Raw genomic sequence first — 26,458 nt, 5'->3', positions numbered from 1 at the left:
GGCAATAAGGGTGAAATATATGAATGACAAACAATATAAAACTGAATCAATCATACATCCTAAGCAGACTTGTACAAAAAAATCGATTGAATTGTATGTATTCATAGATCCACTGTGTAAGCCGTGCTGGGATTTTAGTACTCTTCTAAAAAAGTTTCATTTAGAGTATGGTCAATATTTTTCATCTACTTATGTTCCAGTAAATCGATATTATACAACAAAAAAGCTGTTGGAAAAACGCCCCTCCCATCTTTCCTTCGTTTGGGAAAAAACAGCTAGCAGATCTGATATCCTTTGTGATGATCATTTATGGATTGATAATAAAGAGCTATATCCTTATTATTCAGCGATTGCTATTAAAGCTGCTGAGCTTCAAGGACGTATAGCTGGAGTTAATTATCTAAAAAAATTACAAGAATATTACTTTTTATTGGATTATGATATTACAGATAAAGAAGTTCTTATACAATGCGCAAGAGAAATTAACATAGATATTCATGAATTTATCGAGGATTTACATAGTCCTCTCTCCATAAAGGCTTTTCAATGTGATATTAAAGTTACAAAAGAGATGAATATTACCGAAATTCCAAGTGTCGTATACTTTAATGAAAACATTGAAGAAGAAGGTTTAAAAATTAATGGTTTTGAAAGCTATCAAACCTATGTAAAGATTTTAGAATTGATGCATAGGGAGAAGTTAATTAAAAGAGATCTTCCAGATTTACTTGAGTTTATCAAATTTCAACCATTTGTTACCATCAATGAATTAAGTACAATATATGAAAAGACGAATCAACAAATCGAATTAGAATTAAAGAAACTAATTCTACTCCGAAAGGTTAAGAAAATCGTCCAAGCAGAAAATATCTATTATCAATATTTTGATTCTCAATCTATTGTATAAACGAAAAAAGGGCCTAGCTTTCGCTAGGTCCTTTTTCTGATGTTAAGATTAACATCAAGGGGATGGGAGAAATTTTCACGTTCAACAAAGGGGTATTTGTGTTTGTGAAGTAATTCACACCTTTATAATACAATTTATTATTCCTTTTGGCAACCGTTTGAACAACATTTCACATTTTAGACACATTCTATTCCAATATAGAAAAAAATGGTGCAAATACTTTGCACCATTTTCTATATATTTATTTTTGGTTAAACAATAACTCTTCCATTTCATTTAACATTTCTTCGAATACTTTTAAAGCCTCTACAATCGGCTGTGAAGAAGTCATATCAACTCCTGCTTTTTTCAATACTTCAATTGGATAATCAGAGCTTCCTGACTTTAAGAATCCTAAGTATCTTTCAACTGCAGGTTCGCCTTCTTCTAAGATTTGTTTTGAAAGGGCAGTAGCTGCGCTAAATCCAGTTGCATATTGATATACATAATAGTTGTAATAGAAATGTGGAATTCTGCTCCACTCTAAACCGATTAATTCATCGATTACAATTTCATCACCAAAATATTTCTTGTTTAACTCATAATATGTCTCAGTTAATAAATCAGGTGTTAAAGCCTCGCCATTTTGAGCTAATTGGTGAATCGCGTGTTCATATTCAGCAAACATTGTTTGACGGAATACAGTACCTCTAAACGTTTCTAGATAGTGATTTAGTAAATATAGTCTTTGTTTTGGGTCTTCTGTATTTTTTAACATATAATCATTTAAAATTGCTTCATTACAAGTAGATGCTACTTCTGCTACGAAAATTGAGTAGTCTCCATAAATATATGGTTGATTCTTTCTTGTGTAGTAACTATGAACAGAGTGGCCAAACTCATGTGCTAAAGTAAATAAATTATTTACATTATCTTGCCAGTTCATTAGAATATATGGATTTGTTCCATATGCTCCAGAAGAATAAGCACCACTACGTTTACCTTTATTTTCTACTACGTCTACCCAACGGTTTTCGTATGCTTCTTTTAATATTTCAATATACTCATCGCCAAGTGGCGTTAAAGCTTTTAATAAGATATCCTTTGCTTCATCGTACGTTACTTCCATTTTCACTTCTTCTACTAAAGGCGTAAATAGATCATACATATGGATTTCATCTAATTTTAATGCCTTTTTACGAAGTGCTACATATCGATGTAATAAATCTAAGTGCTCATTTACAGTCGATACTAATTGATCATAAACAACTTCAGGAATTGCATTGTTACTTAATGCCGCATGACGAGCATTATCATATTTTCTCACTCTCGCGTTAAAATTGTTCTTTTTAACAGAACCACCTAAAGTACTCGAGAATGTGTTTTTATAAGCATCATAAGTGTTATAAACAGCTTCAAAAGCATCTTTACGCACTTTACGATTACTACTTTCTAAAAACTGAATATAACGACCGTGCGTAATCTCTACTTCTTCACCGTTTTCATTTTCAATTGTCGGGAATTTTAAATCTGCATTATTTAACATCCCAAAAGTATTTGAAGACGCTGATAATACTTCTGAAGCTTGTGCCAAAATATCTTCTTCTTCGGCAGAAAGAACGTGAGGCTTCTGTTTTAAAATTTCTTCCAATGAATGCTTGTACAGTTTTAATTCTTCATTTTCTTCTAAATATGAATTTAATGTCTCATCTTTAATCGTTAATAATTCCGGTACAAAGAATGACATCGCACTTGAAGCCTTTGTATATAAGTTTTTCGCACGATCATCTAATGCTTGGAATGTTGAATTAGTAGTATCTTGGTCATAACGCATATGAGAGTATGTATACAATTTTCCTAATAAGAATGAAATCTCATCTTGTCTTTTTAAAGCATTTAAAAGTACTGATGAAGATTCACCTAATTTACCTTTAAATTCAGAAAATGTAGGAATTAATTCTAATACTTTTTTGTATTCTTCCTCCCATTTTTCATTTGTTTCATAAATATCTTCTAATTTCCATGTTAATTCTACTGGAACTTCATTTCTAGTTGGTAATTTTTTAACTGCTTTTTGTTCTAGCATGACAAATCCCCCTAAAATTATTATTAGTATTAATAACATTCCAGTGTCTGATTATCAGTTAAAGTGTGAAACAGCAATTCAAATGCAGTACTTGCTGCCAGACTGTCTTCATCCAGGGCTTGCTGGAATGATTTTGGAATAATAGCATCCGCTATCTTCATTATTTTACCATTTTTTATCTGTTTTACGATTCCAATTTGCTCTAAAAAATGAATATAATTTTCTACACAGTTCTCCAAATTACTTATATCTTTATGACTAACTACATTTACTCTCCATATTCCTGTTTCTATTTGTTGAAAGAAAAAATCACTTATGTCTTTTTCAAAAATCATTTCACCAATCTTTTTAGAATGGATAAAATTGAGAAATAATATCCCCTGCCATACAATACAATGTTCATTTAATAAGTAATTGCACCCTAAAGGTACACCAATAACAGCTGGTAAATAATCTATTTGAAGGGTATATAAATGTTCCTTGAGTGGATAAAAGCTCCCCTTATAATATAAATGTTGTTTTTTGCGATAACCCTTTTTTAATCCACACCATGTGGTGACGAAATCTTTTTTATCTATTTTTACTTGAGAAATTAATTGTGAGGGAGTACAATTTTCAATTTTACAACTCGATTTCATGCCTACAAATATAGTTGGAGAAAAGGCTATTAGTGAGGATAGTTTCACAAATATTCTTTTAGATGGATCGTAAAAACAGAGGGTTGAATGTTGGGGGTTTCCTAAACAATAAATTGCTAAAGAATTTAATGCATATGTAAATTTAGATTTTGGTAAATGCATGTTCATGCCTAGAATCCATAAAACTTTCATAGAAATATCATGATAAGACTTAGTTCGATCAATGATTTGTTGTAATGGAATGATAGAACATTGGTATTCTATGCAAATTACAAAATTATTGAATTCTACTAGAATGTCAGGACGCTGTTTAATTGAATTAATATATTTTTCAATATAAACCCTTCCTCCTATTCTTTTAAAGTATTCATAAAGATCGTATTTGCCATCATAGTGCTCTTTACTTTCTTTTCGTGCATTTTCACATTCAGATACACTAATATGAGCAAAATGGGCTCTTCTTTTCATTCCTGACTTTAGTAAGACTTGATTTTTACAGATCGGACATTTAAATGGTCCCAATTTTTTAATCTCGAATGAATTAGTACTACTTTTCATTTCAAATAAATTTATTTGATTTTCAAATTTATCAAGTGCATTGATCATTCTATCGCCCCTTTCTACTTAAATAGTTCCCCAATAAATTTCATTCCTCCTGCAAAATTTCTAAAATCGAATTTTCATATGCTAAAATATAAGGACGTTTTGTTGGCTTTCCGAGAATCGTGCGATGAACTTCATGTGTCAACATGATCCACATCATGTGGACACACGAGGCTCAAGTCGCACCCCATGGAAAGCGAAAAACCTGAAATGGAAATTAAAATACTTTTTTAACAGAGCCTTTAGAAAAAATAAAAAAACCACCACAAAATGAAAGTTCATCCTGTAATAGTTTTTTTTATAGTAATGGTGCCATTAATCTTGATAACGATTCCATTATTCTCTTATAAATTGGTCTTTTCTTAAAATCATTTAAAAGAATTGGGGCAGAATCTAATAGATCTTGCTGGAAGTCTTTTACTAAGTGCTTAATGCTTTCTTCTAAATATAAAAATGCTGTAACTTCAAAATTCAAATGAAAACTTCTCATATCCATATTGGCTGTACCGACAGATGCAACTTCTCCATCCACAATTAATATTTTACTGTGTAAGAAGCCTTGTTTATATTCATAAATCTCTACACCTGCCTCCAATAATTCTGGAAAGTATGAACGAGATGCATAGAAAACAATTTTCTTATCTGGTCTGTCTGGCATCAATATCTTTACTTTCACTCCACCATTTGCAGCCACTTTTAAAGCAGTTAACAGATCGTCATCAGGAACAAAGTAAGGTGAAGCAATTAAAATGCTATCTCTTGCACTTGTAATCATCGCAAAAAACAAATCTTTAATGACTTCTTGTTTTCGATCAGGTCCACCAGCTACAAGTTGAATGGCCCCTGTTGATTGTATATTCTCGGTTGGGATCTCAAAGTACTCAGGATCATCAATAAATTCATTTGTCATATAATACCAATCTTGTAAAAATACAAACTGTAGCGACCTAACACCTTCACCATTTAAATATAAATGAGTGTCTCTCCATTTACCGAAATATTGATCCTTACCTAAATATTCATCCCCGATGTTTAATCCCCCGACAAAACCGACTTTAGAATCAATCACAACAATCTTACGATGATTACGATAATTAATCGTATCGTTTAATACCGGCACTGTCACAGGTGAAAAAGCTAAAATTTCAACTCCAGCTTTTTTTAAATCTTTCACGAATGTTCGTGATAATTTCCAACTTCCAACTGCATCATATAGGAATCGAACTTTTACCCCATTCATTGCTTTTTCGATGAGTACTTCTTTTATTTTCTGTCCAATATCATCATCTCTTACAATATAAAATTCAATATGAATATGATGTTTGGCTTTTTTGAGCTCTTCGATTATTTTAGGAAATGTTTCACTTCCGTTTGTTAGTACTTTTGTTTGTGTGTTCATTGTGACTGGTATATTACTTTGCTTTGACGCAATATTAATTAAATACTCCAATCTTTTATGAGTAGCTAAGAATTCTTTTACCTCTAGATTGTTGGATTGTCTTAATAATTCAGAAGCATTTTGATCATTAATTGCTTTTTTTCTGTATACTCTCTTTTTTTGATAGTTTTGTCCAAAAAGTAAATAAAAGAAGAAACCTATGACAGGAAAAATCGCTAAAATGACAATCCATGTTAAAGTTCTTGCAGGATTTCTATTCTCGAGGAAAATGATAATTGATACACCTATTGCGGTTAATGAGAATAAAATACTAATTGTTCGAAATACAGTAGACTTCTCAAAAAAAGCAAAATTCATTAGCCATATAAACTTAATCGATGGAGAAGCAAAGTATAATATGCATAATACTATTGATAAAAATATTAAAATTTTTAGTCTAAATTGCATAATAAATCTCCTTTTAAAAGAAAAGAAACCGATACTTAAGGCATCGGCTATTACAGTAATGGAAAAATAGATTTAAAATGTGGTATCGCTGTACTTTGGTGAATTAATTTACCATATTCTTCTAATACATGTATAGTTACCTTGGAACGATGTCCGTATTCAAGCAACATTGATGATAAATAATCTATTTGCTGTTCATCGTAAGCACTATCGTCAAACTTCACATGTAGATAGTAATTACCTTGGTGTGAATACAATGAGCTTTCAAATGATTCTTGCTGAATTGCATGAGATAATGAGATAAAATCTTCTAAACTTTTGAAGTACATAATGAGTTCATAGTCTTCTTCATCCATTACTTCAAATATATCGTCATCTTCTTCATCATCTTCAGTATCATCATCATCATCTACATTTAGAAAAGGTATTTCTAAATTCTTTTCGCCTTCACCTAAATTCACTTCAACTTTTTTGCCATCTTTAGAAATTACAGCTTTTGTGACGACAACTTCAAGACCATTGTCTAGTGCCTGTACCTGGATCCATAGGGGGCCACCAGCAATGAATTCCTCTGTTAAATGTGCTTCGTCTATTAATTCCCAGAAAAGCTCTTCACTTCTTTCTCGATCTAACCAGACTTCATCCTTCGAGAATCCTCTTTCTTCAATGTCTAAGTAGGATATGGAGAACTTAAACGTATTTTCATTGATTCTTTCAATTTCCATTGTTTTCCCCCTCCTTATTGAACAACAAGTAATTGCGTTAGACGAAATGGAATACTTACATTCATTAAAGTACACGTATTTATAACAAAAATATAAAATATTGAAATAGTATTTTAGTTAAGCATTTAATAAAAAATTAGCCTTAAAGGTAAATTTTTATCTATCTTACCATGAAAAAAAAGTAAATGCGAATAGTAACTACAATTATATTTTATGATATGAATTCAATTTATGGAAATAAAATTCACCTATTTTTTTAAAATCATCATATACCTATTATTATTAGGACAATCAGTTTAAAAGACAATACTTAGTGAGGTGAATTCATGATTGATCTACCGTACATATGGTCCATCTTTATGATTGTCACAATTGACATCGTATTAGGTGGAGATAACGCGATTGTTATCGCATTGGCGTGTAGGAAGCTGCCTTTAAAACAGCGTAATATCGCAATTATTTTTGGTAGTGTTACCGCAATCGTTTTACGAATTGTATTAACAGTTGGAGCAATTTATGTCTTAAAAGTTCCTTTCCTTCATTTAATCGGCGGAATATTACTTTTATACATAGCATGTAAGCTAATTATTCAAGAAGACGACAATTTGTCTGCAGTTAAAGAAAACTATACTGTTTTCCATGCAGTACGAACAATTGTGTTTGCGGACTTAGTGATGGGTATTGATAATGTCTTAGCAATTGCTGGAGCTTCCAATGGAAATCCAACGCTTGTTATTCTAGGACTATCAATTTCAATCCCTATTATCATTTGGGGAAGTAAGATTGTTCTTTGGTTATTAGAACGTTATCCAATTCTAAGTTTTGTTGGTGCATCAGTACTTGCTATTACAGCAAGTAAGATGTTAATTGAGGAACCGATTATTTATCAGTACATTAACGGAAGAACCGATCTGGAATTAATCGTTTGCCTCCTCTGCGTTTTTGTCACTTTATTAATAGGTTTTTATTTTAATTCTATAAGATATCGAAGAAAGCCTTCTTAAATATTGTGAAAAAAATAAAGCTGTAAAAAGTATCAATGTTACTTTTTACAGCTTTTTATTATTTTATGACTAGATATTTGTTCAATATGATTGAGAATGCAAATCAATAATTGTATCTTTTTTCACAATTCAGTTTATAATTTTACTCATTTACTAAGCGTTGAGCTTCACGTAATTGATATGTTCTTACTGAACGTGGTAAAAATCTTCTAATTTCATCCTCGTTATAACCAACTTGTAATCTTTTTTCATCAATTATAATTGGTCTTCTTAATAAACCAGGATGTTTTTGAATGATTTCATATAAATCTTGCAGTGGAAGGCTCTCTAAATCTACATTTAATTCTTGGAATATTTTAGATCTCGTTGAAATAATTTCATCAGTTCCACTTTCAGTCATGCGTAAAATTTGTTTAATTTCATTGATTGATAATGGCTCTGAAAAGATGTTTCTCTCTTTATATGGAATATGATTCTCTTCTAACCACATTTTAGCTTTACGACAAGACGTACAACTTGGTGAATTATATAAAATTACCATATTGCTCTCCCCCTAACTATTTTATCCTTATGAAAAAGTTATATAGTTATTATGATGTTATTTATAAGAATTTGTTATTTATAATAAGTTTAATCTATCACTATATGTTCACATTATACCGTATTGTAGGTTAGAAATATAGACCAATTTGTAAAAAAATTTAAAAAAACTTATACAAAAGGTGTACAATTTTCAGTAAATTTTAAACCTTATTAATATACTTATTATTAAACTAAATAACGCGATTACCCCTTTATTATTCTTTCACTTTCTAATACAATAGTAGTAACGCTTACATTTTAGGAGGCACATATAATGTACGAATATTTTATTGATCTTTCAATCGTTGCAGTATTAGTGATTGGAATCACTGCATTAAATGGTGTATTTACAAACGCTATAGGCGAAAAAATATTTGGCCGAAATAAAAAAAGCCAATTTGTTGATATGTCTAACAAAATGTCAGCCAATTTTAAACAAGTTGGTGGCAAAGGAAATTTCCGCAAAAAAACATATTAACCAACTGAGGAATAAGACCAGTCTTATTCCTTTTTTACTGCCATTTTTAGCACTTCCAACGTACTCATCAAATATAACATTTCTTGTTTATTATCATGTACAATTTTTGTATAACAAAAAACCTAGTGAATACTCACTAGGTTTTTCTATATTACTTATAAAGTTGTTGATAGTTTTTAAATTCTGCTTCAGAACAAAGTACGAAGTGTCCTGGACGAACTTCACGTAACTTTGGCTCTTCATTTGTATAATCATGTTGAGACGGATCATAAACGATACGTTTACGATTGCGCTCATAATCAGGATCCGGAAGTGGAATCGCTGATAATAATGATTTTGTATATGGGTGCATTGGATGATTATATAATTCATCACTATCTGCTAATTCTACGATTTTCCCATGGTACATTACACCAATACGATCACTAATGTACTTAACCATTGATAAGTCATGGGCAATAAATAAATATGTTAATCCTTTTTCTTGTTGTAACTTTCTCATTAAGTTAACAACCTGCGCTTGAATCGAAACGTCAAGAGCTGAAATCGGCTCATCGGCAATAATAAAGTCTGGTTGTACTGCTAGTGCTCTAGCGATACCAATACGTTGACGTTGACCACCTGAGAATTCATGTGGGAAACGGTTCGCATGTTCTTTATTTAAACCAACTGTTTCAAGTAAATCATAAACCATTTTCATACGCTCTTCTTTGTTACGAGCTAATCCATGAATATCAATACCTTCAGCAATGATATCTGCAACTTTCATACGTGGATTTAATGAAGCGTATGGGTCTTGGAAAATCATTTGCATACGACGGTTAAATTTCTTTAACTCTTTACGATTTTTCTTACCATGTACATCTTCTCCGTCGAAAATTACTTGGCCGTCTGTCGCATTGTATAAACGAATGATTGCACGTCCAGTTGTAGATTTACCAGAACCTGACTCACCTACTAAACCAAAAGTTTCACCACGATAAATGTCAAATGTAACATCATCAATTGCTTTAACAGTTGTTTTACCTGTATTAAAATATTGTTTTAAATTTTTAACTTCAACTAATTTTTCTGCTTTATTTGACATTTACTTCACCTTCTTTCATTCGTCGGATACGCTTCTGAACCGCCTCAGGTGGTAATACCTTTGGTGCATCTTCATGTAATAACCATGTAGCAGCGTAATGTGTATCAGACACTTTGAACATTGGAGGTTCCATTTCAAAATCAATTTTTAAAGCATTTGGGTTACGAGGTGCAAACGCATCACCTTTTGGTGGATTTAATAGATCTGGTGGTGTTCCAGGGATTGCTACTAATTCCTGAGCTTGTTCATTATCTAAATCTGGCATTGAAGCAAGAAGTCCCCAAGTATATGGGTGTTGAGGGTTATAGAACACATCATCAACAGTTCCAAATTCAACCACTCTACCTGCATACATAACCGCTACTTTATCTGCAACGTTTGCTACTACACCTAAATCATGTGTAATGAAGATAATTGCAGAATCAGTTTTTCTTTGAATATCTTTCATAAGCTCTAAGATTTGAGCTTGAATTGTAACGTCAAGAGCTGTTGTAGGCTCATCGGCAATTAATAATTTTGGATTACAAGCTAACGCCATCGCAATAACAACACGTTGTCTCATACCACCAGAGAATTGGTGAGGGTATTGTTTGAAACGCTCTTCAGCTTTAGGAATACCAACAAGATTGATTAATTCTAAAGCAATTTTTTTCGCTTCAGTTTTGCTCATCTTTTGGTGTTTAAGAAGACCTTCCATGATCTGATATCCAATTGTTAATGTTGGATTTAATGATGTCATTGGGTCTTGGAAAATCATTGAAATTTCTTTACCACGAATATTTTGCATTTCTCTATCACTAAGTTTAGCCAGGTCTTTTCCGTCAAATAAAATTTCACCTGATTTAATTTTACCTGGTGGGTTTGGAATTAACCCCATTAAAGCTTTTGATGTAACTGATTTACCTGAACCAGATTCACCAACGATTGCTAATGTCTCACCTTTTTTTAGATCAAATGAAACTCCGCGTACTGCTTGGACTTCACCAGCATGAGTATAAAAGGAGACACATAGATCTTTTACTTCTAATAATTTACTCATCGTTCATTCCCCTTCCAGTCTTTATTTACTCATTTTAGGATCTAAAGCGTCGCGTAATCCATCTGCAATTAAGTTGAAACTTAAAATTAGTAAACTGATTACAATCGCTGGAATAATCATTATATGAGGGAAAGTTTGTAAAGACTTAAATCCATCACTAACTAATGATCCTAAAGATGCTTTTGGTGGTGCTATACCTAGACCAATGAAGCTTAGGAATGCCTCAGCAAAGATCGCACTTGGAATCGTGAACATCATCATTACGATGATTGGACCCATAATATTAGGGATTAAATGTTTTCCAATTAAGCTTGCATTTGATGCACCTAATGTTCTAGATGCTAAAACGAATTCTTGATTTTTTAATTTTAACATTTGACCACGTACGATACGGGACATACTTACCCAACCGGTAATTACCATCGCTAAAGCGATTGAAAGTATACCAGGGTTTTTGAATACTAAGATAAACAAGATTACTACGATTAAATATGGAATTCCCATTAAGATTTCTGCAAATCGTTGCATAATCGTATCGACTCTACCACCGTAGAATCCAGAAACACCACCGAATGTTACACCAATTAACATATCAACAGTTGCTGCTAATAAACCGATTAAGATTGAAACTCGAGCACCAGCCCATGTTCTAGTAAAGAGATCACGACCTAAATCATCTGTACCAAACCAGAAGTTCTCAGTAACCTTTTTCTTCGCATATTGATCAACACCATATTGGTCTATACCATCAAATGGTAAGAATTTAACATTTTCTAGTACTGAAATTTTAGGTGGTAATTTAGCTCTTTTTAAATCCTGTTCATCATATTTGTGACCACTCATCGCTGGTCCGAAAAGTACGAATATTAATAAAATACCTAAAATGGTAAATCCTAACATTGCACCCTTGTTTTTAAGAAAACGTCTTCTAGCATCCTTCCAAAATGAATCAGATGGTCTAGAAATTTTTTCAGCATTCGTTAAATCCAATTCGGCAGGTTGGAATAAATCTGATGGTATTTTTTTTGCTGTGTTGTTACTCATTATTTATTACCTCCCGCTAAACGAATTCGTGGATCAATAACTCCATATAAAATATCTACTAAGAAAATTACTACTAATAATAAAGCACTATAGAAGATGGTAGTACCCATGATAACTGTGTAGTCATTTGTTACGATTGAGTTAACAAATTGAGAACCTAGTCCAGGTACAGCATACATATTTTCGATAACTAATGTACCAGTCATTAAGTTTACAGCCATTGGCCCTAAAATTGTTACAACTGGAATCAATGCATTACGTAATGCGTGTTTGATGATAACTCCTACTTTTGAAATACCTTTTGCTTTCGCAGTTACGATATATTCAGAGTTCATTACCTCGATTAACTCAGTTCTAGAGAATCGAGCAACGTTTGCTGTTACGAATACTGACAATGCAATTGTCGGCAAGATCGTATGTGCAAAGCTTTCCCAATATGCTACTGGGAAGATTGGGAATTTTACTGCTAGATATAACTGTAGAATTGCCCCAAATACGAATGATGGAATTGAAATTCCCAAAACAGCTAGAACAGTTGCACTATAATCATAAATTGTATTATTTTTAAGTGCTGCGATAATTCCAAAAATTAACCCCATAAATGTACCTAATAATAATGCTTGTGCTCCTAATTGAGCAGATGGACCAATACGATTAACAATCATGTCCGTTACTGGACGATTGTCGTATCTATATGAAACTCCTAAATCACCTTTTGCTAGATTTTTCATATAGTTCGCATATTGAACTGGTACTGGCTTATCTAGCCCATACTTATGAAAAATGATTTGCTTTTGTTCAGGTGTAAGTTTCTCCGCATTTCGTAGAGGAGAACCTGGTAATAACTTCATCAAGAAAAATGTAACAGTACAAATTAAAAATAGTGTGACAAACATGTAAATAAATCTTTGTAGCACGTAACGTCCCACAACAGCACCCCCTTGTAAATTTTAAAAAGTTTTTGTTTTTTTTGACAATTCTTTCTATAAAAGGAGAGTATGCGGACTTACCATATACTCTCCAGAACTACTTCTTTCATTTAAAACATGATTACTTATCGACCTATTTATATGTTTAATTTCCACCAAACTGGTGCTTGACAATTCCATTCAAATATTCATTTCTACAAACGCCCGTCCCCTTTGATCAATCAGAGCAATTGCATGGTCGGTCTTCCATTATGCTGTACGTACTTTCGAATTCGATAATTCCCAACCTTTTCAAAAGAATACAGTTATTGTGTTTTCATGTTTAAGCTCACTAGAGTCTTTATATTTTTTTATAAACTCGGTGGCTAAATTTGAACCATCTAAATTACCTGTTTCGTATAAGTCTACAGCTGCTTGGATATCTTTTACGGTATTGTTGTATAGCTTTTTTAACTTTAACAGTACTTTTATCCCAATATTGATCATTATTAGTCAACTTAAAACTTACATCGTGTTTCCATTCGCTTAATGAGAATGGCCCATTGTAAGTCCCTGTATTGGCTTCTAATTCATATTTTTTACCTTGTTCCTCGATAAACTTTTCTTTTTGCGGGTAAAAAGTTGGGAAAGTAACAAGTTTTAAGATATAAGGTACTGGACTTTCTAACTGTACTTGAAACGTTTTGTCATCAATTGCTTTAACACCTAGCTGAACATTAGGTATTTTCTTTTGTTTAATTGCAACAGCATTTTGAAAATCACACATAATGTAAGCGTATTCTGAACCGTGTTCTGGGTCAATAGATTTTTTCAAAGAATATTCAAAATCTTTTACAGACACTAAATCACCATTAGACCATTTAGCATTATCACGTATATGGAAAGTATAGGTTTTCCGTCCATACTTACCCATATTGATTGCCACTTCATCTATTGGTTGATTATTTTTATCTACTCTATATAATCCTTCCATTACATATGTCATAACCTCAAATGAAATTACATTTGCTCAATTTTACTCTTATGGTTCATGCTGTAAACCTCCTAGGTGCTATTCCATGTTGGCTTATATTGTTAGCAATTAATATACAATTCTGACATTTTGTAGTAGAATTTTCGATAAGTATCGATTATTTTCTACAAATTTTATTATACATTTTTAATTGATTTTTACAACAATTTTGACAAACAAAATTTAATAATTTGTTAAAATTAGCTGAATACTCATAAAAATGTTAACTATTTATTATTTTCATTGTAAAGTTAATTTGTAATGGCTTACAATATTATTATAGTATAACAATATACAGCGTACAATATTTTTTTCTATTTGAAGGAGGAGCATTAACAAACATGTCCAAACACTATACTTTATCACTATTTTCATCGATTATTTTAGCGATAATCCTAACTTTCATTCAAGGAACAGCAGATTTTTTCCTTCATTTGACAAACATTATTTTCTATATTGGACTAACATTATTTGTAATAGGTGGTTTTCTACTTATTGTACAAAGTGGTTTTTTCAACATTACTCGATATGGGATTAGAAAAGTATTTGGCTTAAGTGAAGAAAAAATTGCCAAAATGACTGGTGACGAAACATTAACTGTAAAGAAAGAGATGTTATATAGACGTTATTCATTTACTTCTACTAAACCGTTATTAATGGCAGCCATTACATTAATCGTTTTATCTGTTGCATTTACTTTCATTATTATTTCTTAATCATGTATCAACGTCTTGAAAATTGAATATAATTAAGATATTATCAATAGTAAGAATAGTATTGCTATGACGAAGAGTAGTACACAGAATTTGCATGTATAGAGAGCTTGTGGATGGTGTAAACAAGCCATGTAATCTGATGGAATGGACTTCCGAGCTTCGAACCGAACAGTTTATCAAAAGTAGGCTTCGACGTAACTCTAACGATAAAAGAGAGCATGTTTTCATGCGTGAGTGATTCCCTGAATTGGAATAACTAGAGTGGTACCGCGGTATAATCGTCTCTATTTAATAGAGAGATTGTGCCGCTTTTTTATTTTTTCAAGGCAAATAGGAGGTAAATAACATGCAAACAATTTTTAGTGGTATTCAACCTACATCAAGTGGTGGTATTACATTAGGTAATTATTTAGGTGCAGTAAAACAATTTATTGAATTACAAAATGACTATAACTGCTATTTCTGTATTGTGGATCAACATGCAATAACTGTTCCTCAAGACAGATTAGCTCTTCGAAAAAACATACAAAGTCTATCAGCAATTTACGTTGCTGCTGGTTTAGATCCTGAAAAATCTACTATCTTTATTCAATCTGAAGTACCTGCACACGCTCAAGCTGGATGGATGATGCAATGTATTTCCTACATCGGCGAATTAGAACGCATGACGCAATTTAAAGACAAATCATCTGGTAAAGAAGGCGTATCAGCAGCTTTATTAACATACCCACCATTGATGGCAGCAGATATTCTTTTATACGGAACGCATTTGGTTCCTGTAGGAGATGATCAAAAACAACATTTAGAGTTAACAAGAGACCTTGCTGAACGATTTAACAAGAAATACAACGATATCTTTACAATACCAGAAGTAAGAATTAGTAAAGATGCAGCAAGAATCATGAGTCTTGCTGATCCAACTAAAAAAATGAGTAAATCGGATGAAAATCAAAAGGCAACAATCTTTGTATTAGATGAACCTAAGGTAATTGAAAAGAAAATTAAAAGTGCAGTGACAGATTCAGAGGGTATCGTGAAATATGATAAAGAAAATAAACCTGGAATTTCTAACTTATTAAGCATTTACTCAGCATTTACTAGCGAATCAATCTCAGAATTAGAGAATAAATATGTCGGAAAGAATTATGGTGAATTTAAACAAGACGTTGCAGACGTTGTCGTAGCAGGTTTAAAACCACTGCAAGAACGTTATAAAGAAATTATTAATTCAACTGAATTAGATGAAATCTTAGATAATGGCGCTTCTAAAGCTAATCATGTTGCAAGTAAAATGATTAAAAAAATGGAAAATGCAATGGGTCTAGGTAGAAAAAGAAAATAATGTGCAATTAAAAAAAAGCTGCTATACTAGCAGCTTTTTTTTAATTAACTTTTTGTTCATGTTCCATTTCCCATAGTTTTTCAAAAAATGGCTGGCCTTTAACAATTCGGCCACAAAGTTGTTCATGACGATCAGACCACCCGCTCTTTATCTCTTCATATAATTGAGTCCAAATATCTTCAAATGTAGAATCTTGAATATGTTGATATGAAGTTGGATTCCATTCAGTATACCAATATCTGATTTCTGAAGGATTTTTAGACGAATGAAGCTGATCTAAAGCCATAAATAATAATTGCTTTAATTGTCGTTCTTTTCGAGTTAACCCGCTCATGATTCTTGGCGAAGGAGAAAGTATATGATGCTCTTTTTGCTCCTCATTTAAGAAGCTTAAAAGATTATAGCTATTCCCTTCAACCTCTGCAGTCATATCATATACCATTTGTTCCTGCCTTGGAATTAGACGACTTTTTCTGATTGGAATATTGTATCCAATTGTATCTACCGCAATAATTCCATTACCATCAGTTACAACAAAGCAATAATCTAACTGGATGCGTTCATGATTTTTTCTTACATATGACTTTTGAAATACTTCTGTTAATAGACCGGATGGAAGCTCTAATAAATCATTTTCAATATACTGAAATAACTCTGGAGTAACTTTAATGATTGGAACTTGGTCTAATAATTCAACACTGTCATCTTTTCTCCATTCGAAAAAGTGACAGACATTGTAACCATTTTCTTCACCTTCAAACCAATTAACCCATACATCATGTAAATACAACATTTACTACCCCTCACTTCACAACTGTATGTAACTTTCAGTATGGTCAGTGATTCACTAAATTATTCCATTTATCCACTGAATTACGAAAAGTGTTCTTCAAACAGGATGATTTTAGTCTTCTATTTTAGAAAAATTGAAGCGATTTATTCAAAAATGATAGATATTATTGGTCTACTTTTCTATATTTAAAAATGACAAATAATATGAAATCGCTTGCAGTTAAAATGCAATATAATTAAGTGCATTATCTTTAATTTTCTCACTCGAAGTTCGTATTAATTTTTCACAAGACCATTCCGTTTGTTCTAAACAGCTTTTAACAATATCATAGCCAACACCGTAACCCAATAGTTTTGGAATTCCATTTCCACCATACAAATATTTGGAGAATTGTTCATCATGATTCGTAATCTTTAGTTTATCTTTTAAATATTTATTAAAATAAATTTCGCATTGTGAAGAAGAATACAATGTAGTCCACGGGGCCTGTACTTCTTGCCCGTATTTCTCTAAAACTGCAGTTTCAGCTAGTCCTTCTAGGATCATCGCATCCAAAAGCGTGACTTTATTATTTTTATGAAGTTTCTTCAACCTGACGATATGGTGATACTCATGTAATAATACTGCTTTGTGTTGCAAAATTCCTTCTAATGGAGATAAAAATAAACAAATACAATTTTTGTAAGCAATTCCGCCTCTATGATAACTTACCTTCTGAAAGATTCCTCGCGTGGCATGACAAGGCAAAATTATAATAGGTATATCAGGTCCATTCAATTCATTTCGTAGTACATTAAATTCGCTACTTAAACGTTTGAAGATATTTTGTTCAATGAATTGCCTCATATCTTCCTTACTATCCTTTGTCAGTTTAGCAAGCCCATGTGTTTGAAGATATTCATACAAACTCTCTTCGTCATGTCTAGGAAAATACGGCAGTATTTTTTTCATCATGGCAGTCGGATTATCAAAAATATCCATCCAGTTATATGTCGTTATTATCCCAACTCACTCACCTCAATTTACTATAAATTATGATGAGACCTTGGACTGCGTTACTTGTATAAATTAAAAAGCCTAGGAATCATCCTAGGCTTTCAAATTTTTATTAAGCTTCTTTGTTATATTCTTTAAATGCTAGCGTAACATTATGTCCACCAAATCCTAATGAATTTGAAATAGCTGCCCTTACATTAAATGGTCTAGCTACGTTTGGTACATAATCTAAATCACAATCGCTATCAGTTTCTTGATGATTAATTGTTGGAGCGATTACTTTGTTGTGAATTGTTAAAGCTGTAATAATCGCTTCAATTCCACCTGCAGCTCCTAACATATGACCTGTCATTGATTTAGTTGAACTAATTGGTACATTGTATGCATGCTCACCAAATACTTCTTTGATTGCCATTGTTTCAAATTTATCATTTAATTCCGTACTAGTTCCGTGTGCATTAATATAGTGAATATCCTCAATTGATAAACCACCATCTTCAAGTGCCATTCTCATTGCGCGTGCTCCACCTTCTCCACCTGGAGCTGGAGCTGTAATGTGATGCGCATCTCCTGTTGTTCCGTATCCAACGATCTCAGCATATATCTTTGCACCACGTGCTAAAGCATGTTCAAGCTCTTCTAGTAATACAATACCTGCACCCTCACCGATAATAAATCCATCACGTGCATTGTCAAAAGGTCTACATGCAGTCTCTGGATCAGGATTTAATGATAATGCTCTAGCAGCACAAAATCCAGCTAGACCCATGTCAGTAATTGGCGCTTCTGCACCACCCGTGATCATTGCAACTGCATCACCACGTTGAATAAATTTAAAAGCATCACCAATTGAACTTGCACCAGAAGCACAAGCAGTTACTGTACAACCATTTGGACCCTTTGCTCCTGTCATAATAGAAACTTGGCCTGAAGCCATATCAGGAATCAACATTGGAATAAAGAATGGACTTACTCTTCTTGCACCTTTTGTTTGAAACGTGTTAAATTGCTCTTCGTAAGTCTCCATTCCACCAATACCAGAACCAATCCAAACACCAACTTTTGGCCCGTTCTCTTCAGTAATTGTGAAATTTGCATCCTCTAATGCCATCTTAGATGCAGCAATTGCATAATGAGTAAAACGATCCATACGTTTTACTTCTTTTTTATCAATATATTTTTCAGGGTCAAAATCTTTTACTTCTCCAGCAATTTTTACTGGAAAGTTCTCAGGATCTTTACGTGTTAATACTCCGATCCCACTTTTTCCGTTCATCAGACTTTCCCACATAGTATTAATATCATTTCCGATCGGCGTCACTGCACCTAAACCTGTTATTACGACTCTTTTTTTCATGTGTATTTACTCCCTTCTAACATGGTGATCTTTATTATCTTCCAAAACGAAGTGTAATTGCGCCCCAAGTTAAACCTCCACCAAATCCTACAAGTACTAGGAGGTCATCTTCTTTAATATTACCTTTTTTATATTCTTCAACTAAAGCTATTGGAATAGAAGAAGAAGATGTATTTCCATGACGATCAATGATTACACTCATCTTTTCTTTTGGTAGTTGTAATCTTTCTCTTGCAGCATCCATAATTCGCGTATTTGCTTGATGTGGTATTAAGAAATCAACTTCTTCTTTTGTTAAACCTGCTAACTTTAAAACATTTTCGCATGAATCGCCCATTTGACGAACTGCAAATTTAAATACTTCACGACCATTCATCACAAGATGGTCTCCACCTTTATATAAGTGTTTTCCACCAGTACCATCTGCACCTAGTTCATAAGAAAGAATACCTCTTCCTTCACTAACAGGTCCAATAATTGCAGCACCAGCTCCATCACCAAATAATACTGCAGTATTACGGTCTTCCCAATTAACAATTTTCGTTAATTTTTCTGCACCAATTACAAGTATTCTTTTATATGTCCCAGTATTCACGAATTGTGTTGCTGTAACTACGCCATAAATAAAGCCAGCACAAGCAGCACTAATATCCATCGCAGCTGCATTCTTTGCTCCAAGTCTTTCTTGGATTACACAAGCTACCGAAGGAAATGACATATCAGGCGTTACAGTAGCGACTAAAATCAAATCTAACTCCTCAGCTAAAACATTTGCATCTTTTAAAGCTTCTACTGCTGCTTCATATGCTAAATGTGAAGTATCTTGTTCATCGCTTGCTATTCTGCGTTCTTTAATTCCTGTACGACTTACAATCCATTCATCAGATGTATCCATCATTTGTTCTAAATCACTATTTGATAAGATTTTTTCGGGTACGTATGAGCCAATCCCTAAAATTCCAGCGTTCATTAATATCCCCGCCTAACTTTCATATTTTATAACTTATTATTATTATCTGGTACTAATTTTATGAAATTAAAAGCTTTTTGTCTACATTTTTATCTTTTTATATGTAAATCACTCATTAAAAATATTGGAAACAAAATAGATAAGCCTATAAAATAATGTCTTCTATGAATAGGAAAAACCTTAAAAATACTTTCTAATTTGCTCTGTAATAAAAGAATGTTGATTTCCAACTATCTTATTAATAAATTAAATCAAAAAGGCCACTAAAGTAAATTAGTGGCCTTTTCAATGTTAATTTATTGTTTTCTCCCCAAAAGAAAATTCTTTAACTATCTTATATTCATATTAATAAAGATGAAAATATTGTTGTATCTGTTGCTTTTGTTTTTTTACTCCATCCTCAATGGACGTTGTTTGAATAATAACAAATGGAGTTGAATCAATTGTGTTTTTCATTCTTGAAACCTTTATTTCATTGATCAGCTCGGTTATCCCAGTAAAATCACTTTCTTCAGGTAAATACACACTTTGTTTTGCTGTTATTGTGTATTTTTGTTCTTTCAATTCTTTTTCCGCTATTAATCTGATTGCTTTGCCGACATCTTCAACATATAAGATTTCGTTTGGTCCATAAACATTATGAAAGGTTGTTCTCTTCTTACCTAATTCAGAAACGATTAATTCATGAATCAATCCAGTAGGTGGTTCCCAAGGTCCATACAATGCCGGTAACTCAATAAAAGTTACTTTCGTATCTGGATTTTTGTTTAAATTACTTACTTTTTTTTCAATCAAAGAAAGCTCTTTTGTTGTTGATGTCAGAAAAATAAGTTCCTTACTTTTTGAACTGATCATTTTATATATTAATTCAAATTTTGCCAAATCTACTGATCCTTTTAACCTTAGTTCATCGAAATAATGACAAATAAAAATATTATCGTATTGCTCATCTTCTGTTATAAACTGTTCTTCATCCACAAAGATTACTTTTGCATTTCTGCCGATAGAAAAAATTTTTTCTTCACTAATTACATCACTTTCATTACCTTTTTCCGTGACAACAGCAGTAACATCGTTATACTCCATTAACTGACAAACTAATTCATATCCAATAAATCCACTTGAACCAATCACAGCACATTTTTTCACTCGAGCCCTCCTCCTTCAAGATGATATTCGTATTTTTATCTCTATATATTTATAAAACTGTTTGATATTTTTTTAAGAATTTCACTAAGTTTTTTCCACATTCATATTTCTTTTCTTCTAACGAAATCAAAATAGAAATCGGTAAATTATTTCTATTTCTTTCTTCTTCTAAAAGACGAATATCTCTTTTCCATTTAAAATGATTTCTTGTAGTAGAATAAATTTTTATTGGAGAAATCGTTTCATAAAAATAACAACTTCGACCAATCGCATAATAAATATCAGTCGTTTTATAAGCTTTCAATATTTCATGTACGGTTCTCTTATAAAAAAGTTTATTTTCTCTTTCTAGATCTAATTCATTTTTTAAATTTAAAGAAGGATTTAATAAACAAATACTTCTGACCTTTTCTTTTAAATGCGCTAATAATTTACAAACAACTAACGCTCCTGTTCCTTCTCCAATAATATGAATTGATGGATTCAAAATTTCTTTTCTCATAACGGAATGATATAAAACCTCTGCTAATTCAACTGCATCATCACTGCCCCAATTTTTACCATATAAATTTGAAGTGAATACTGTATAACCTTCTTCAGTTAAAGCAGATAGAAGTTTTCTTTTATCAAAATGTTGAAGTAAACAGCTTTGTTCCTCATCTACATAATGAGTATTTCCTCCAATATATAGAACTCCAAATCCATTTGGTTTGATCGGTAAGTGAATTACCGCATATTGATTTTCTTGTCTGAAATACCTTTCTGTTACTGGCATTCTTATCACCTTATTGTCAAATTTAGTATTTTGGGAATAATAAAATGGTCAAGTGACATTTCAAAGTTAAATTTTTTTAATAAAAACTTCAATTATCAAATTTCTAGGTATATAATATGATAAGAACCAACTAGATAGGAGTGATATAAGTGCGCGTAATTATGGCATTTATCTGGTGCTTTATTTTATCTCATATGGGAGCTTATGTTTTAAGTTCAATGACTGGTGGAGAATACAATTTCACTAGTGCTTCATTAATGGCAATTGCCTTTACTGTAGTTATTGCAATTTTAAGCGAAGCAGTAATTCCAAATGAACCTGTAGCAAAACACCACTAAAATCTATATTTAACATATGTAAGAGAACCCAAAAATGTTCGACAGTATACATATGAAAGAATATCGATTAAACGAAATTTAAAATACATCCTAACATAGTTTGTAATTTAATTTTTGTAAACGCATAAAAAAAGCGCCTCGAATTTTTCGAATAGCGCTTTTTTTCTTTTTATATTTGATTTTCTTTTAAGCACATAAGTAAGGCAGAGCGAGACTCCTCCACTTTTCGTTATGTCTAGTTCCAGCGTCTTGCCCCTCGAGTCATAAGTCAAAAACCACTGAAAGTTAAAAAGCAACTTTCATTATTCTTCGCCTTATGCTTGTCGGGTCAGAGCGAGACGCTTCCACTTTTCGTTATTCTAGTTCCGGCTCCTAACTCCTCGAGTCATAAGCCAATCCCCTAAAGGTAAAAAGCATCTTTATTGGTATTTGTCTTATGCTTGTCGGAGCTGAACAGTCGCCTCCACTTTTCTTGGTGTCTAGTTCCGGCTCCTAGCTCCTCGAGTCATAAGCCAAATCCCACTAAAGGTAAAAAACACCTTTAGTGGTTTTTGTCTTATGCTTGTCGGAGCTGAACAGTCGCCTCCACTTTTCGTTATGGCTTACGTTTGTATGTCCATTTTCGGTTGTGGTTTTGGGTTTCAGGGAATACTTCTCCTGCTTGTAATCTGATTTGTTTTGGTCGAGTTACGTTGCTTCCTGTCTCGCCAATTTCAATATAAACGCCATTATTAGGGGCTTTTTCTCCCGGGCGAAATTGATGTGGTTGTCCCATTCTAATCTCCTCCTTCCATGTTGATTATTATTGTCCCTCTAAAATAAAAGATTTTTCTTTTAAAAAGATGGTAGTATTAGTAATTATTGGATGCTTATCCAAATATATATTTTAATTCACTTAGCCCACAATAAAAGATAAAAGGAGATAACGATGAAATCGAAACATTTAATTGCACTAGACTTAGATGGTACATTACTTACTGATGAAAAAATCATTTCCGAAAGAACATTAAAAGCAATTGAACAATTAAAAATTGCTGGCCATGAAATTGTTATTTCCACTGGTAGACCTTATCGAGCGAGCAAAATGTATTATGATCAACTAAAACTTACTACTCCAATCGTTAATTTTAATGGTGCATATGTTCACCATCCATTAGATAACTCGTGGGGAGTTTATCATGAATCATTACCCCTTGAAGTTGCGAAGGAAGTTATTAGTTCATGTCGCGGATATGCTTTGAAAAATCTTTATGCTGAAGTTTTAGATGATATTTATGCAGATGCGCATGAAGAGCATATTATGCCAATGTTCGAATATGTAAAGGATGAAATCATTCACGGTGATTTACTATCAAATCTACAACATGCACCTACCTGCTTACTAATCGATAGTGATGAAGCCCACGTTTCAAGTATTCGAGAGCATTTATCGGACGTGCATGCAGAAGTAATAGATCACAGACGATGGGCGGCACCTCATCATATCGTTGAGGTAGTAAAAGCTGGAATGAATAAGGCAGTTGGCTTACAAAAAGTCGCATCTTATTATAATATTCCTCGCAAAAATATTATTGCTTTCGGTGATGAGGATAACGACTTAGAAATGATTGAATACGCAGGGCATGGTGTTGCGATGAATAATGCAATTGAACCGTTAAAACAACTTGCAAAGCATACAACTCTTTCTAATCAAGAAGACGGTATCGCGATCTTCTTGGAAGATTTCTTTCAATTAAAACGTATTTAAACGTTAATATGTCAGATACATCAATCATATGGAAAAAATGACAGACAAGAGAATATTAACCAGTCATAACAACTTCAAATTTGTACAATCTATAAAGGACTTCTTCAAAAGAGTAACTTCCACTTTTTGATTTTATATCAATTCTATTTGGATTTTACTATGAAGATTTCAACTAAGCTTTCCTATCTGGGAGGGAATCATCATGGGCAAAAGTAATAAGTCTAAGCGCTTTATTCAACAAAGTTCTGATTCTGTTACGAAATACTCTGAAAAGTTCCCTTATCATTTTACTTTAGCTGAGGCTGAAGAGCGAAAAGCTAATAGTCAAAGCTACAACTACAATGCTTAAGCCAAATCAAGCATAAAAAGAAAACAACCATGGGTTCTAACCTATGGTTGTTTTTTTACATTTTTATTCAAATTGTTGAAGCGCAACATTAATTGATTTTGTTACTTGGTCATCTTTATTTTTTTCATAAATAATAAGAGTGACAACCCCATTATTCGGTAAACTTTCTTTTGGAATATCTAGGCTAAAATCTAATAAATTAACTGATCCACTTTTTATTTTGACTGGTAGAATTGTTTCATCAATTAGATTATTATGACCATCCTCTACTGAGTAGAAAATTTCATCTTGCTCAGATAAGTAAGTTCCCTTGATTTCATAGTGACCATTTTCTCCACTAATAACTACTTTTGATCCATTTTCATTAATTGTCGTTAACTTATGATAAGAAAGAGGTTGTGTCAGTGCAGCGATTTCACCATTTAACTTTTTATCATTTACAGCAGTTGCTACAAAGTTAGCTGAAACTTCATAATTACCATAAGGAATACTGTTATCCGGGAAATTTACTTGTTCTTCCCATACTTTAGCAGATGCATTTGGCACTTCGATCTTTGTTAAGTTCTGTGCATATGACATATCCTTGGATGATTGATAAACCACTTCACCTTTATCATTTTTAATCGTAAAGTCAATTATTTGAGCTGAAGGGAATGTAAAGTTTGCTGGAATATCATCTGAATTTCGCAGCGAATATTTCATCGTTACAAGTCCATTTGCTTCCGTCACTTCTAATTTAGTCGAAATTTTCTTCAAATCAATTTCATTATTTTGTTCAATTGTTTGTTTAGTACTTGGTGTTGGCTTTATCTCTTTTTCGCTATTTGCTCCACAACCTGAAAGTAAAAGTGAACAAGCAAACAAGAGAACATATCTCTTTTTCAAAATAATCTCCACCTTTTTTATATCCTTGACCTAAATTATACCAAAAAACTGAAAAATAGGTTTAAAAATAAATAAAAAGGTAGGGAAGTCCTACCTTTGGTCAGTTGAATATTAAGATAAAGTTGGAAAAGCAGCAACTTTCACTGTTCTTTGCCTTATGCTTGTCGGGGCAGACCAAGTCGCTTCCACTTTTCAATTTACATTTTTCTAAATTCACCTAGTACGTCTACGGTCTGTACTACGTTTGTGAATGCTTTTGGGTCTACTTTTTTGATGATTCGTTCTAGGTCATATAGTTCGTATCGTGATAGGACAATCATTAGAACATCTTTGTCTTGGTTAGTGAACGCACCTCGTGCATCCATTTTTGTGATACCACGGATTAATTTAGAGTGAATTTGTTTGCTTAGTTCTTCACCTTTTGTTGTGATAATCATTGCAGTTAGCTTAACATGGCTAGTATGAACGCTATCGATTACACGAGTTGTAACGTATAAGTTAATTAATGTATAGAGAGCTTTCTCCATTCCAAAAAGTTGGCCAGCAGTAATGACAATAATTGCATTAAACAGTAAGAAATATGTTCCAACTGGCTTTCCTTTTGATCTAGATAACACTAAAGCAATAATATCTAAACCACCTGTTGAACCACCAAATTTTAAAGTCATCCCAATACCAACGGCAGCAATAAGTCCTCCAAATACGGCATTGAGTAAAATATCATCAGAAAATATAGGATCAACTGGTAAAACCTCTAAGAAAAATGTCATGATTCCTACGCTTAGAAAACTAAAGTACGTAAAAGAACGACCAACTTTTTTCCAAGCTAAAATAATAACTGGAATATTTAATATTGCTAATAAAATCCCTGTTGTTGCTGTAAACGGGGTAAAGACTGTAATAATATTTGCAAGTAACTGTGCTAAACCCGCAAATCCACTTGAGTAAATATTGGCCGGGATTAAAAAACAATTCATTGCAAATGCATTTAAAAATGCCCCAATGACCACAACTACTAGCTTAATGATAAGCTCTTTATTTCTTTCCAACTCTCAACAAACCTCCCCAAATTAAAAACTACA

At 32.6% G+C, this 26,458-nt stretch carries 27 protein-coding genes and 1 other annotated feature; of the genes, 8 read left to right on the top strand and 19 right to left on the bottom strand.

Features of this window, described 5'->3' with window-relative positions; genetic code table 11:
- Nucleotides 1-19 precede the first annotated feature (19 nt).
- Nucleotides 20-907 (top strand): DsbA family protein, encoded by an 888-nt coding sequence (locus ABID96_RS05315; RefSeq protein WP_192601138.1) that lies wholly within the window; start codon nt 20-22, stop codon nt 905-907.
- Between the two features lie 241 nt (nt 908-1,148).
- Here the strand turns inward: ABID96_RS05315 and pepF are convergent, their stop codons facing one another.
- The 4 genes from pepF to mecA form a co-directional block, all read right to left on the bottom strand.
- A complete protein-coding gene (gene pepF, locus ABID96_RS05310) occupies nt 1,149-2,972 on the bottom strand; it encodes an oligoendopeptidase F (RefSeq protein ID WP_192601137.1) in 1,824 nt (607 codons plus the stop codon).
- 29 nt (nt 2,973-3,001) lie between these two features.
- Nucleotides 3,002-4,216: a competence protein CoiA gene (locus tag ABID96_RS05305; RefSeq protein ID WP_192601136.1), complete on the bottom strand. Its 1,215-nt coding sequence runs from the start codon at nt 4,214-4,216 to the stop codon at nt 3,002-3,004.
- 295 nt (nt 4,217-4,511) lie between these two features.
- Nucleotides 4,512-6,059, bottom strand: a complete 1,548-nt coding sequence (gene cls / locus ABID96_RS05300) for a cardiolipin synthase (protein ID WP_192601135.1) — start codon at nt 6,057-6,059, stop codon at nt 4,512-4,514.
- A gap of 50 nt (nt 6,060-6,109) precedes the next feature.
- Nucleotides 6,110-6,784: an adaptor protein MecA gene (gene mecA, locus ABID96_RS05295; protein ID WP_192601134.1), complete on the bottom strand. Its 675-nt coding sequence runs from the start codon at nt 6,782-6,784 to the stop codon at nt 6,110-6,112.
- 329 nt (nt 6,785-7,113) lie between these two features.
- Here mecA and ABID96_RS05290 point away from each other — a divergent pair, with 329 nt between their 5' ends.
- Nucleotides 7,114-7,788 carry a TerC family protein gene (locus ABID96_RS05290; protein WP_192602020.1) on the top strand — a complete coding sequence of 225 codons (675 nt, stop codon included), beginning with the start codon at nt 7,114-7,116 and terminating at the stop codon, nt 7,786-7,788.
- 142 nt (nt 7,789-7,930) lie between these two features.
- Here ABID96_RS05290 and spxA read toward each other — a convergent pair whose 3' ends face one another.
- Nucleotides 7,931-8,329, bottom strand: coding sequence for a transcriptional regulator SpxA (gene spxA, locus ABID96_RS05285; protein WP_192601133.1), 399 nt, complete (start codon nt 8,327-8,329; stop codon nt 7,931-7,933).
- 315 nt (nt 8,330-8,644) lie between these two features.
- On the opposite strand from spxA, the gene ABID96_RS05280 reads away from it, so the two are divergent.
- Entirely contained in the window at nt 8,645-8,848 is a 204-nt protein-coding gene (locus ABID96_RS05280; RefSeq protein WP_087999978.1) for a hypothetical protein, read from the top strand.
- A 151-nt stretch (nt 8,849-8,999) separates the two neighbouring features.
- Here ABID96_RS05280 and ABID96_RS05275 read toward each other — a convergent pair whose 3' ends face one another.
- The 5 genes from ABID96_RS05275 to ABID96_RS05255 all read right to left on the bottom strand — a co-directional run bounded on the left by ABID96_RS05275 (nt 9,000) and on the right by ABID96_RS05255 (nt 13,932).
- A complete protein-coding gene (locus ABID96_RS05275; protein WP_192601132.1) occupies nt 9,000-9,935 on the bottom strand; it encodes an ABC transporter ATP-binding protein in 936 nt (311 codons plus the stop codon).
- On the bottom strand, nt 9,925-10,974 hold the full coding sequence (locus ABID96_RS05270; RefSeq protein ID WP_192601131.1) for an ABC transporter ATP-binding protein: 1,050 nt from the start codon (nt 10,972-10,974) through the stop codon (nt 9,925-9,927). Before ABID96_RS05270 ends, ABID96_RS05275 begins: the two co-directional genes overlap by 11 nt.
- Before the next feature lie 21 nt (nt 10,975-10,995).
- On the bottom strand, nt 10,996-12,018 hold the full coding sequence (gene opp3C, locus ABID96_RS05265; RefSeq protein ID WP_192601130.1) for an oligopeptide ABC transporter permease: 1,023 nt from the start codon (nt 12,016-12,018) through the stop codon (nt 10,996-10,998).
- The gene (gene opp3b / locus ABID96_RS05260; RefSeq protein ID WP_192601129.1) at nt 12,018-12,947 is read right to left on the bottom strand and encodes an oligopeptide ABC transporter permease; all 930 of its coding nucleotides are present in this window, start codon (nt 12,945-12,947) and stop codon (nt 12,018-12,020) included. Before opp3b ends, opp3C begins: the two co-directional genes overlap by 1 nt.
- Nucleotides 12,948-13,332: 385 nt before the next feature.
- A complete protein-coding gene (locus ABID96_RS05255; RefSeq protein ID WP_192601128.1) occupies nt 13,333-13,932 on the bottom strand; it encodes an ABC transporter substrate-binding protein in 600 nt (199 codons plus the stop codon).
- Between the two features lie 368 nt (nt 13,933-14,300).
- Here ABID96_RS05255 and ABID96_RS05250 point away from each other — a divergent pair, with 368 nt between their 5' ends.
- Nucleotides 14,301-14,675 (top strand): DUF3899 domain-containing protein, encoded by a 375-nt coding sequence (locus tag ABID96_RS05250; RefSeq protein ID WP_192601127.1) that lies wholly within the window; start codon nt 14,301-14,303, stop codon nt 14,673-14,675.
- Between the two features lie 57 nt (nt 14,676-14,732).
- Nucleotides 14,733-14,964, top strand: a binding site (T-box leader).
- Between the two features lie 57 nt (nt 14,965-15,021).
- Nucleotides 15,022-16,017 (top strand): tryptophan--tRNA ligase, encoded by a 996-nt coding sequence (gene trpS / locus ABID96_RS05245; protein WP_192601126.1) that lies wholly within the window; start codon nt 15,022-15,024, stop codon nt 16,015-16,017.
- A gap of 40 nt (nt 16,018-16,057) precedes the next feature.
- Here trpS and ABID96_RS05240 read toward each other — a convergent pair whose 3' ends face one another.
- The 6 genes from ABID96_RS05240 to ABID96_RS05215 form a co-directional block, all read right to left on the bottom strand.
- Complete coding sequence (locus tag ABID96_RS05240; RefSeq protein ID WP_192601125.1) at nt 16,058-16,810, bottom strand: YjbA family protein; 753 nt, start codon at nt 16,808-16,810, stop codon at nt 16,058-16,060.
- Between the two features lie 219 nt (nt 16,811-17,029).
- Nucleotides 17,030-17,791 carry a DUF2268 domain-containing putative Zn-dependent protease gene (locus ABID96_RS05235; protein ID WP_377896711.1) on the bottom strand — a complete coding sequence of 254 codons (762 nt, stop codon included), beginning with the start codon at nt 17,789-17,791 and terminating at the stop codon, nt 17,030-17,032.
- Between the two features lie 127 nt (nt 17,792-17,918).
- The gene (fabF, locus tag ABID96_RS05230) at nt 17,919-19,163 is read right to left on the bottom strand and encodes a beta-ketoacyl-ACP synthase II (protein ID WP_192601123.1); all 1,245 of its coding nucleotides are present in this window, start codon (nt 19,161-19,163) and stop codon (nt 17,919-17,921) included.
- A 34-nt stretch (nt 19,164-19,197) separates the two neighbouring features.
- The gene (locus ABID96_RS05225) at nt 19,198-20,133 is read right to left on the bottom strand and encodes a beta-ketoacyl-ACP synthase III (RefSeq protein WP_087999968.1); all 936 of its coding nucleotides are present in this window, start codon (nt 20,131-20,133) and stop codon (nt 19,198-19,200) included.
- 345 nt (nt 20,134-20,478) lie between these two features.
- Complete coding sequence (locus tag ABID96_RS05220) at nt 20,479-21,282, bottom strand: hypothetical protein (RefSeq protein WP_192601122.1); 804 nt, start codon at nt 21,280-21,282, stop codon at nt 20,479-20,481.
- A 49-nt stretch (nt 21,283-21,331) separates the two neighbouring features.
- A complete protein-coding gene (locus tag ABID96_RS05215) occupies nt 21,332-22,057 on the bottom strand; it encodes an alpha/beta hydrolase family protein (RefSeq protein WP_192601121.1) in 726 nt (241 codons plus the stop codon).
- Nucleotides 22,058-22,206: 149 nt separating this feature from the next.
- Between ABID96_RS05215 and ABID96_RS05210 the strand changes: the two genes are divergently transcribed.
- On the top strand, nt 22,207-22,395 hold the full coding sequence (locus tag ABID96_RS05210; protein ID WP_087999965.1) for a YjzD family protein: 189 nt from the start codon (nt 22,207-22,209) through the stop codon (nt 22,393-22,395).
- A 595-nt stretch (nt 22,396-22,990) separates the two neighbouring features.
- On the opposite strand, the gene ABID96_RS05205 is transcribed toward ABID96_RS05210, so the two are convergent.
- Nucleotides 22,991-23,170 (bottom strand): YjzC family protein, encoded by a 180-nt coding sequence (locus ABID96_RS05205; protein WP_192601120.1) that lies wholly within the window; start codon nt 23,168-23,170, stop codon nt 22,991-22,993.
- 153 nt (nt 23,171-23,323) lie between these two features.
- Between ABID96_RS05205 and ABID96_RS05200 the strand changes: the two genes are divergently transcribed.
- Both ABID96_RS05200 and ABID96_RS05195 read left to right on the top strand, forming a co-directional pair.
- The gene (locus tag ABID96_RS05200; RefSeq protein ID WP_192601119.1) at nt 23,324-24,142 is read left to right on the top strand and encodes a Cof-type HAD-IIB family hydrolase; all 819 of its coding nucleotides are present in this window, start codon (nt 23,324-23,326) and stop codon (nt 24,140-24,142) included.
- 202 nt (nt 24,143-24,344) lie between these two features.
- The gene (locus tag ABID96_RS05195; RefSeq protein ID WP_167374466.1) at nt 24,345-24,491 is read left to right on the top strand and encodes a hypothetical protein; all 147 of its coding nucleotides are present in this window, start codon (nt 24,345-24,347) and stop codon (nt 24,489-24,491) included.
- A gap of 63 nt (nt 24,492-24,554) precedes the next feature.
- Here the strand turns inward: ABID96_RS05195 and ABID96_RS05190 are convergent, their stop codons facing one another.
- Both ABID96_RS05190 and ABID96_RS05185 read right to left on the bottom strand, forming a co-directional pair.
- Nucleotides 24,555-25,376: a BsuPI-related putative proteinase inhibitor gene (locus ABID96_RS05190; protein ID WP_192601118.1), complete on the bottom strand. Its 822-nt coding sequence runs from the start codon at nt 25,374-25,376 to the stop codon at nt 24,555-24,557.
- Nucleotides 25,377-25,573: 197 nt separating this feature from the next.
- The gene (locus tag ABID96_RS05185) at nt 25,574-26,425 is read right to left on the bottom strand and encodes a YitT family protein (RefSeq protein WP_268876398.1); all 852 of its coding nucleotides are present in this window, start codon (nt 26,423-26,425) and stop codon (nt 25,574-25,576) included.
- Nucleotides 26,426-26,458: the final 33 nt, after the last annotated feature.

The organism is Gottfriedia sp. OAE603 (assembly GCF_040543965.1).
GTDB lineage: Bacteria > Bacillota > Bacilli > Bacillales > Bacillaceae_G > Gottfriedia > Gottfriedia solisilvae.
The sequence above is the reverse complement of the archived record's forward strand: the minus strand, read 5'-3'. Positions and strand labels throughout refer to the sequence as shown.

Coding starts and splice junctions, on each gene's coding strand:
- ABID96_RS05315 (WP_192601138.1), top strand. CDS start 20: ATGAATGACAAACAATATAAAACTGAATCAATCATACATCCTAAGCAG.
- pepF (WP_192601137.1), bottom strand. CDS start 2,972: ATGCTAGAACAAAAAGCAGTTAAAAAATTACCAACTAGAAATGAAGTT.
- ABID96_RS05305 (WP_192601136.1), bottom strand. CDS start 4,216: ATGATCAATGCACTTGATAAATTTGAAAATCAAATAAATTTATTTGAA.
- cls (WP_192601135.1), bottom strand. CDS start 6,059: ATGCAATTTAGACTAAAAATTTTAATATTTTTATCAATAGTATTATGC.
- mecA (WP_192601134.1), bottom strand. CDS start 6,784: ATGGAAATTGAAAGAATCAATGAAAATACGTTTAAGTTCTCCATATCC.
- spxA (WP_192601133.1), bottom strand. CDS start 8,329: ATGGTAATTTTATATAATTCACCAAGTTGTACGTCTTGTCGTAAAGCT.
- ABID96_RS05280 (WP_087999978.1), top strand. CDS start 8,645: ATGTACGAATATTTTATTGATCTTTCAATCGTTGCAGTATTAGTGATT.
- ABID96_RS05275 (WP_192601132.1), bottom strand. CDS start 9,935: ATGTCAAATAAAGCAGAAAAATTAGTTGAAGTTAAAAATTTAAAACAA.
- ABID96_RS05270 (WP_192601131.1), bottom strand. CDS start 10,974: ATGAGTAAATTATTAGAAGTAAAAGATCTATGTGTCTCCTTTTATACT.
- opp3C (WP_192601130.1), bottom strand. CDS start 12,018: ATGAGTAACAACACAGCAAAAAAAATACCATCAGATTTATTCCAACCT.
- ABID96_RS05255 (WP_192601128.1), bottom strand. CDS start 13,932: ATGACATATGTAATGGAAGGATTATATAGAGTAGATAAAAATAATCAA.
- ABID96_RS05250 (WP_192601127.1), top strand. CDS start 14,301: ATGTCCAAACACTATACTTTATCACTATTTTCATCGATTATTTTAGCG.
- trpS (WP_192601126.1), top strand. CDS start 15,022: ATGCAAACAATTTTTAGTGGTATTCAACCTACATCAAGTGGTGGTATT.
- ABID96_RS05240 (WP_192601125.1), bottom strand. CDS start 16,810: ATGTTGTATTTACATGATGTATGGGTTAATTGGTTTGAAGGTGAAGAA.
- ABID96_RS05235 (WP_377896711.1), bottom strand. CDS start 17,791: ATGGATATTTTTGATAATCCGACTGCCATGATGAAAAAAATACTGCCG.
- fabF (WP_192601123.1), bottom strand. CDS start 19,163: ATGAAAAAAAGAGTCGTAATAACAGGTTTAGGTGCAGTGACGCCGATC.
- ABID96_RS05225 (WP_087999968.1), bottom strand. CDS start 20,133: ATGAACGCTGGAATTTTAGGGATTGGCTCATACGTACCCGAAAAAATC.
- ABID96_RS05215 (WP_192601121.1), bottom strand. CDS start 22,057: ATGCCAGTAACAGAAAGGTATTTCAGACAAGAAAATCAATATGCGGTA.
- ABID96_RS05205 (WP_192601120.1), bottom strand. CDS start 23,170: ATGGGACAACCACATCAATTTCGCCCGGGAGAAAAAGCCCCTAATAAT.
- ABID96_RS05200 (WP_192601119.1), top strand. CDS start 23,324: ATGAAATCGAAACATTTAATTGCACTAGACTTAGATGGTACATTACTT.
- ABID96_RS05195 (WP_167374466.1), top strand. CDS start 24,345: ATGGGCAAAAGTAATAAGTCTAAGCGCTTTATTCAACAAAGTTCTGAT.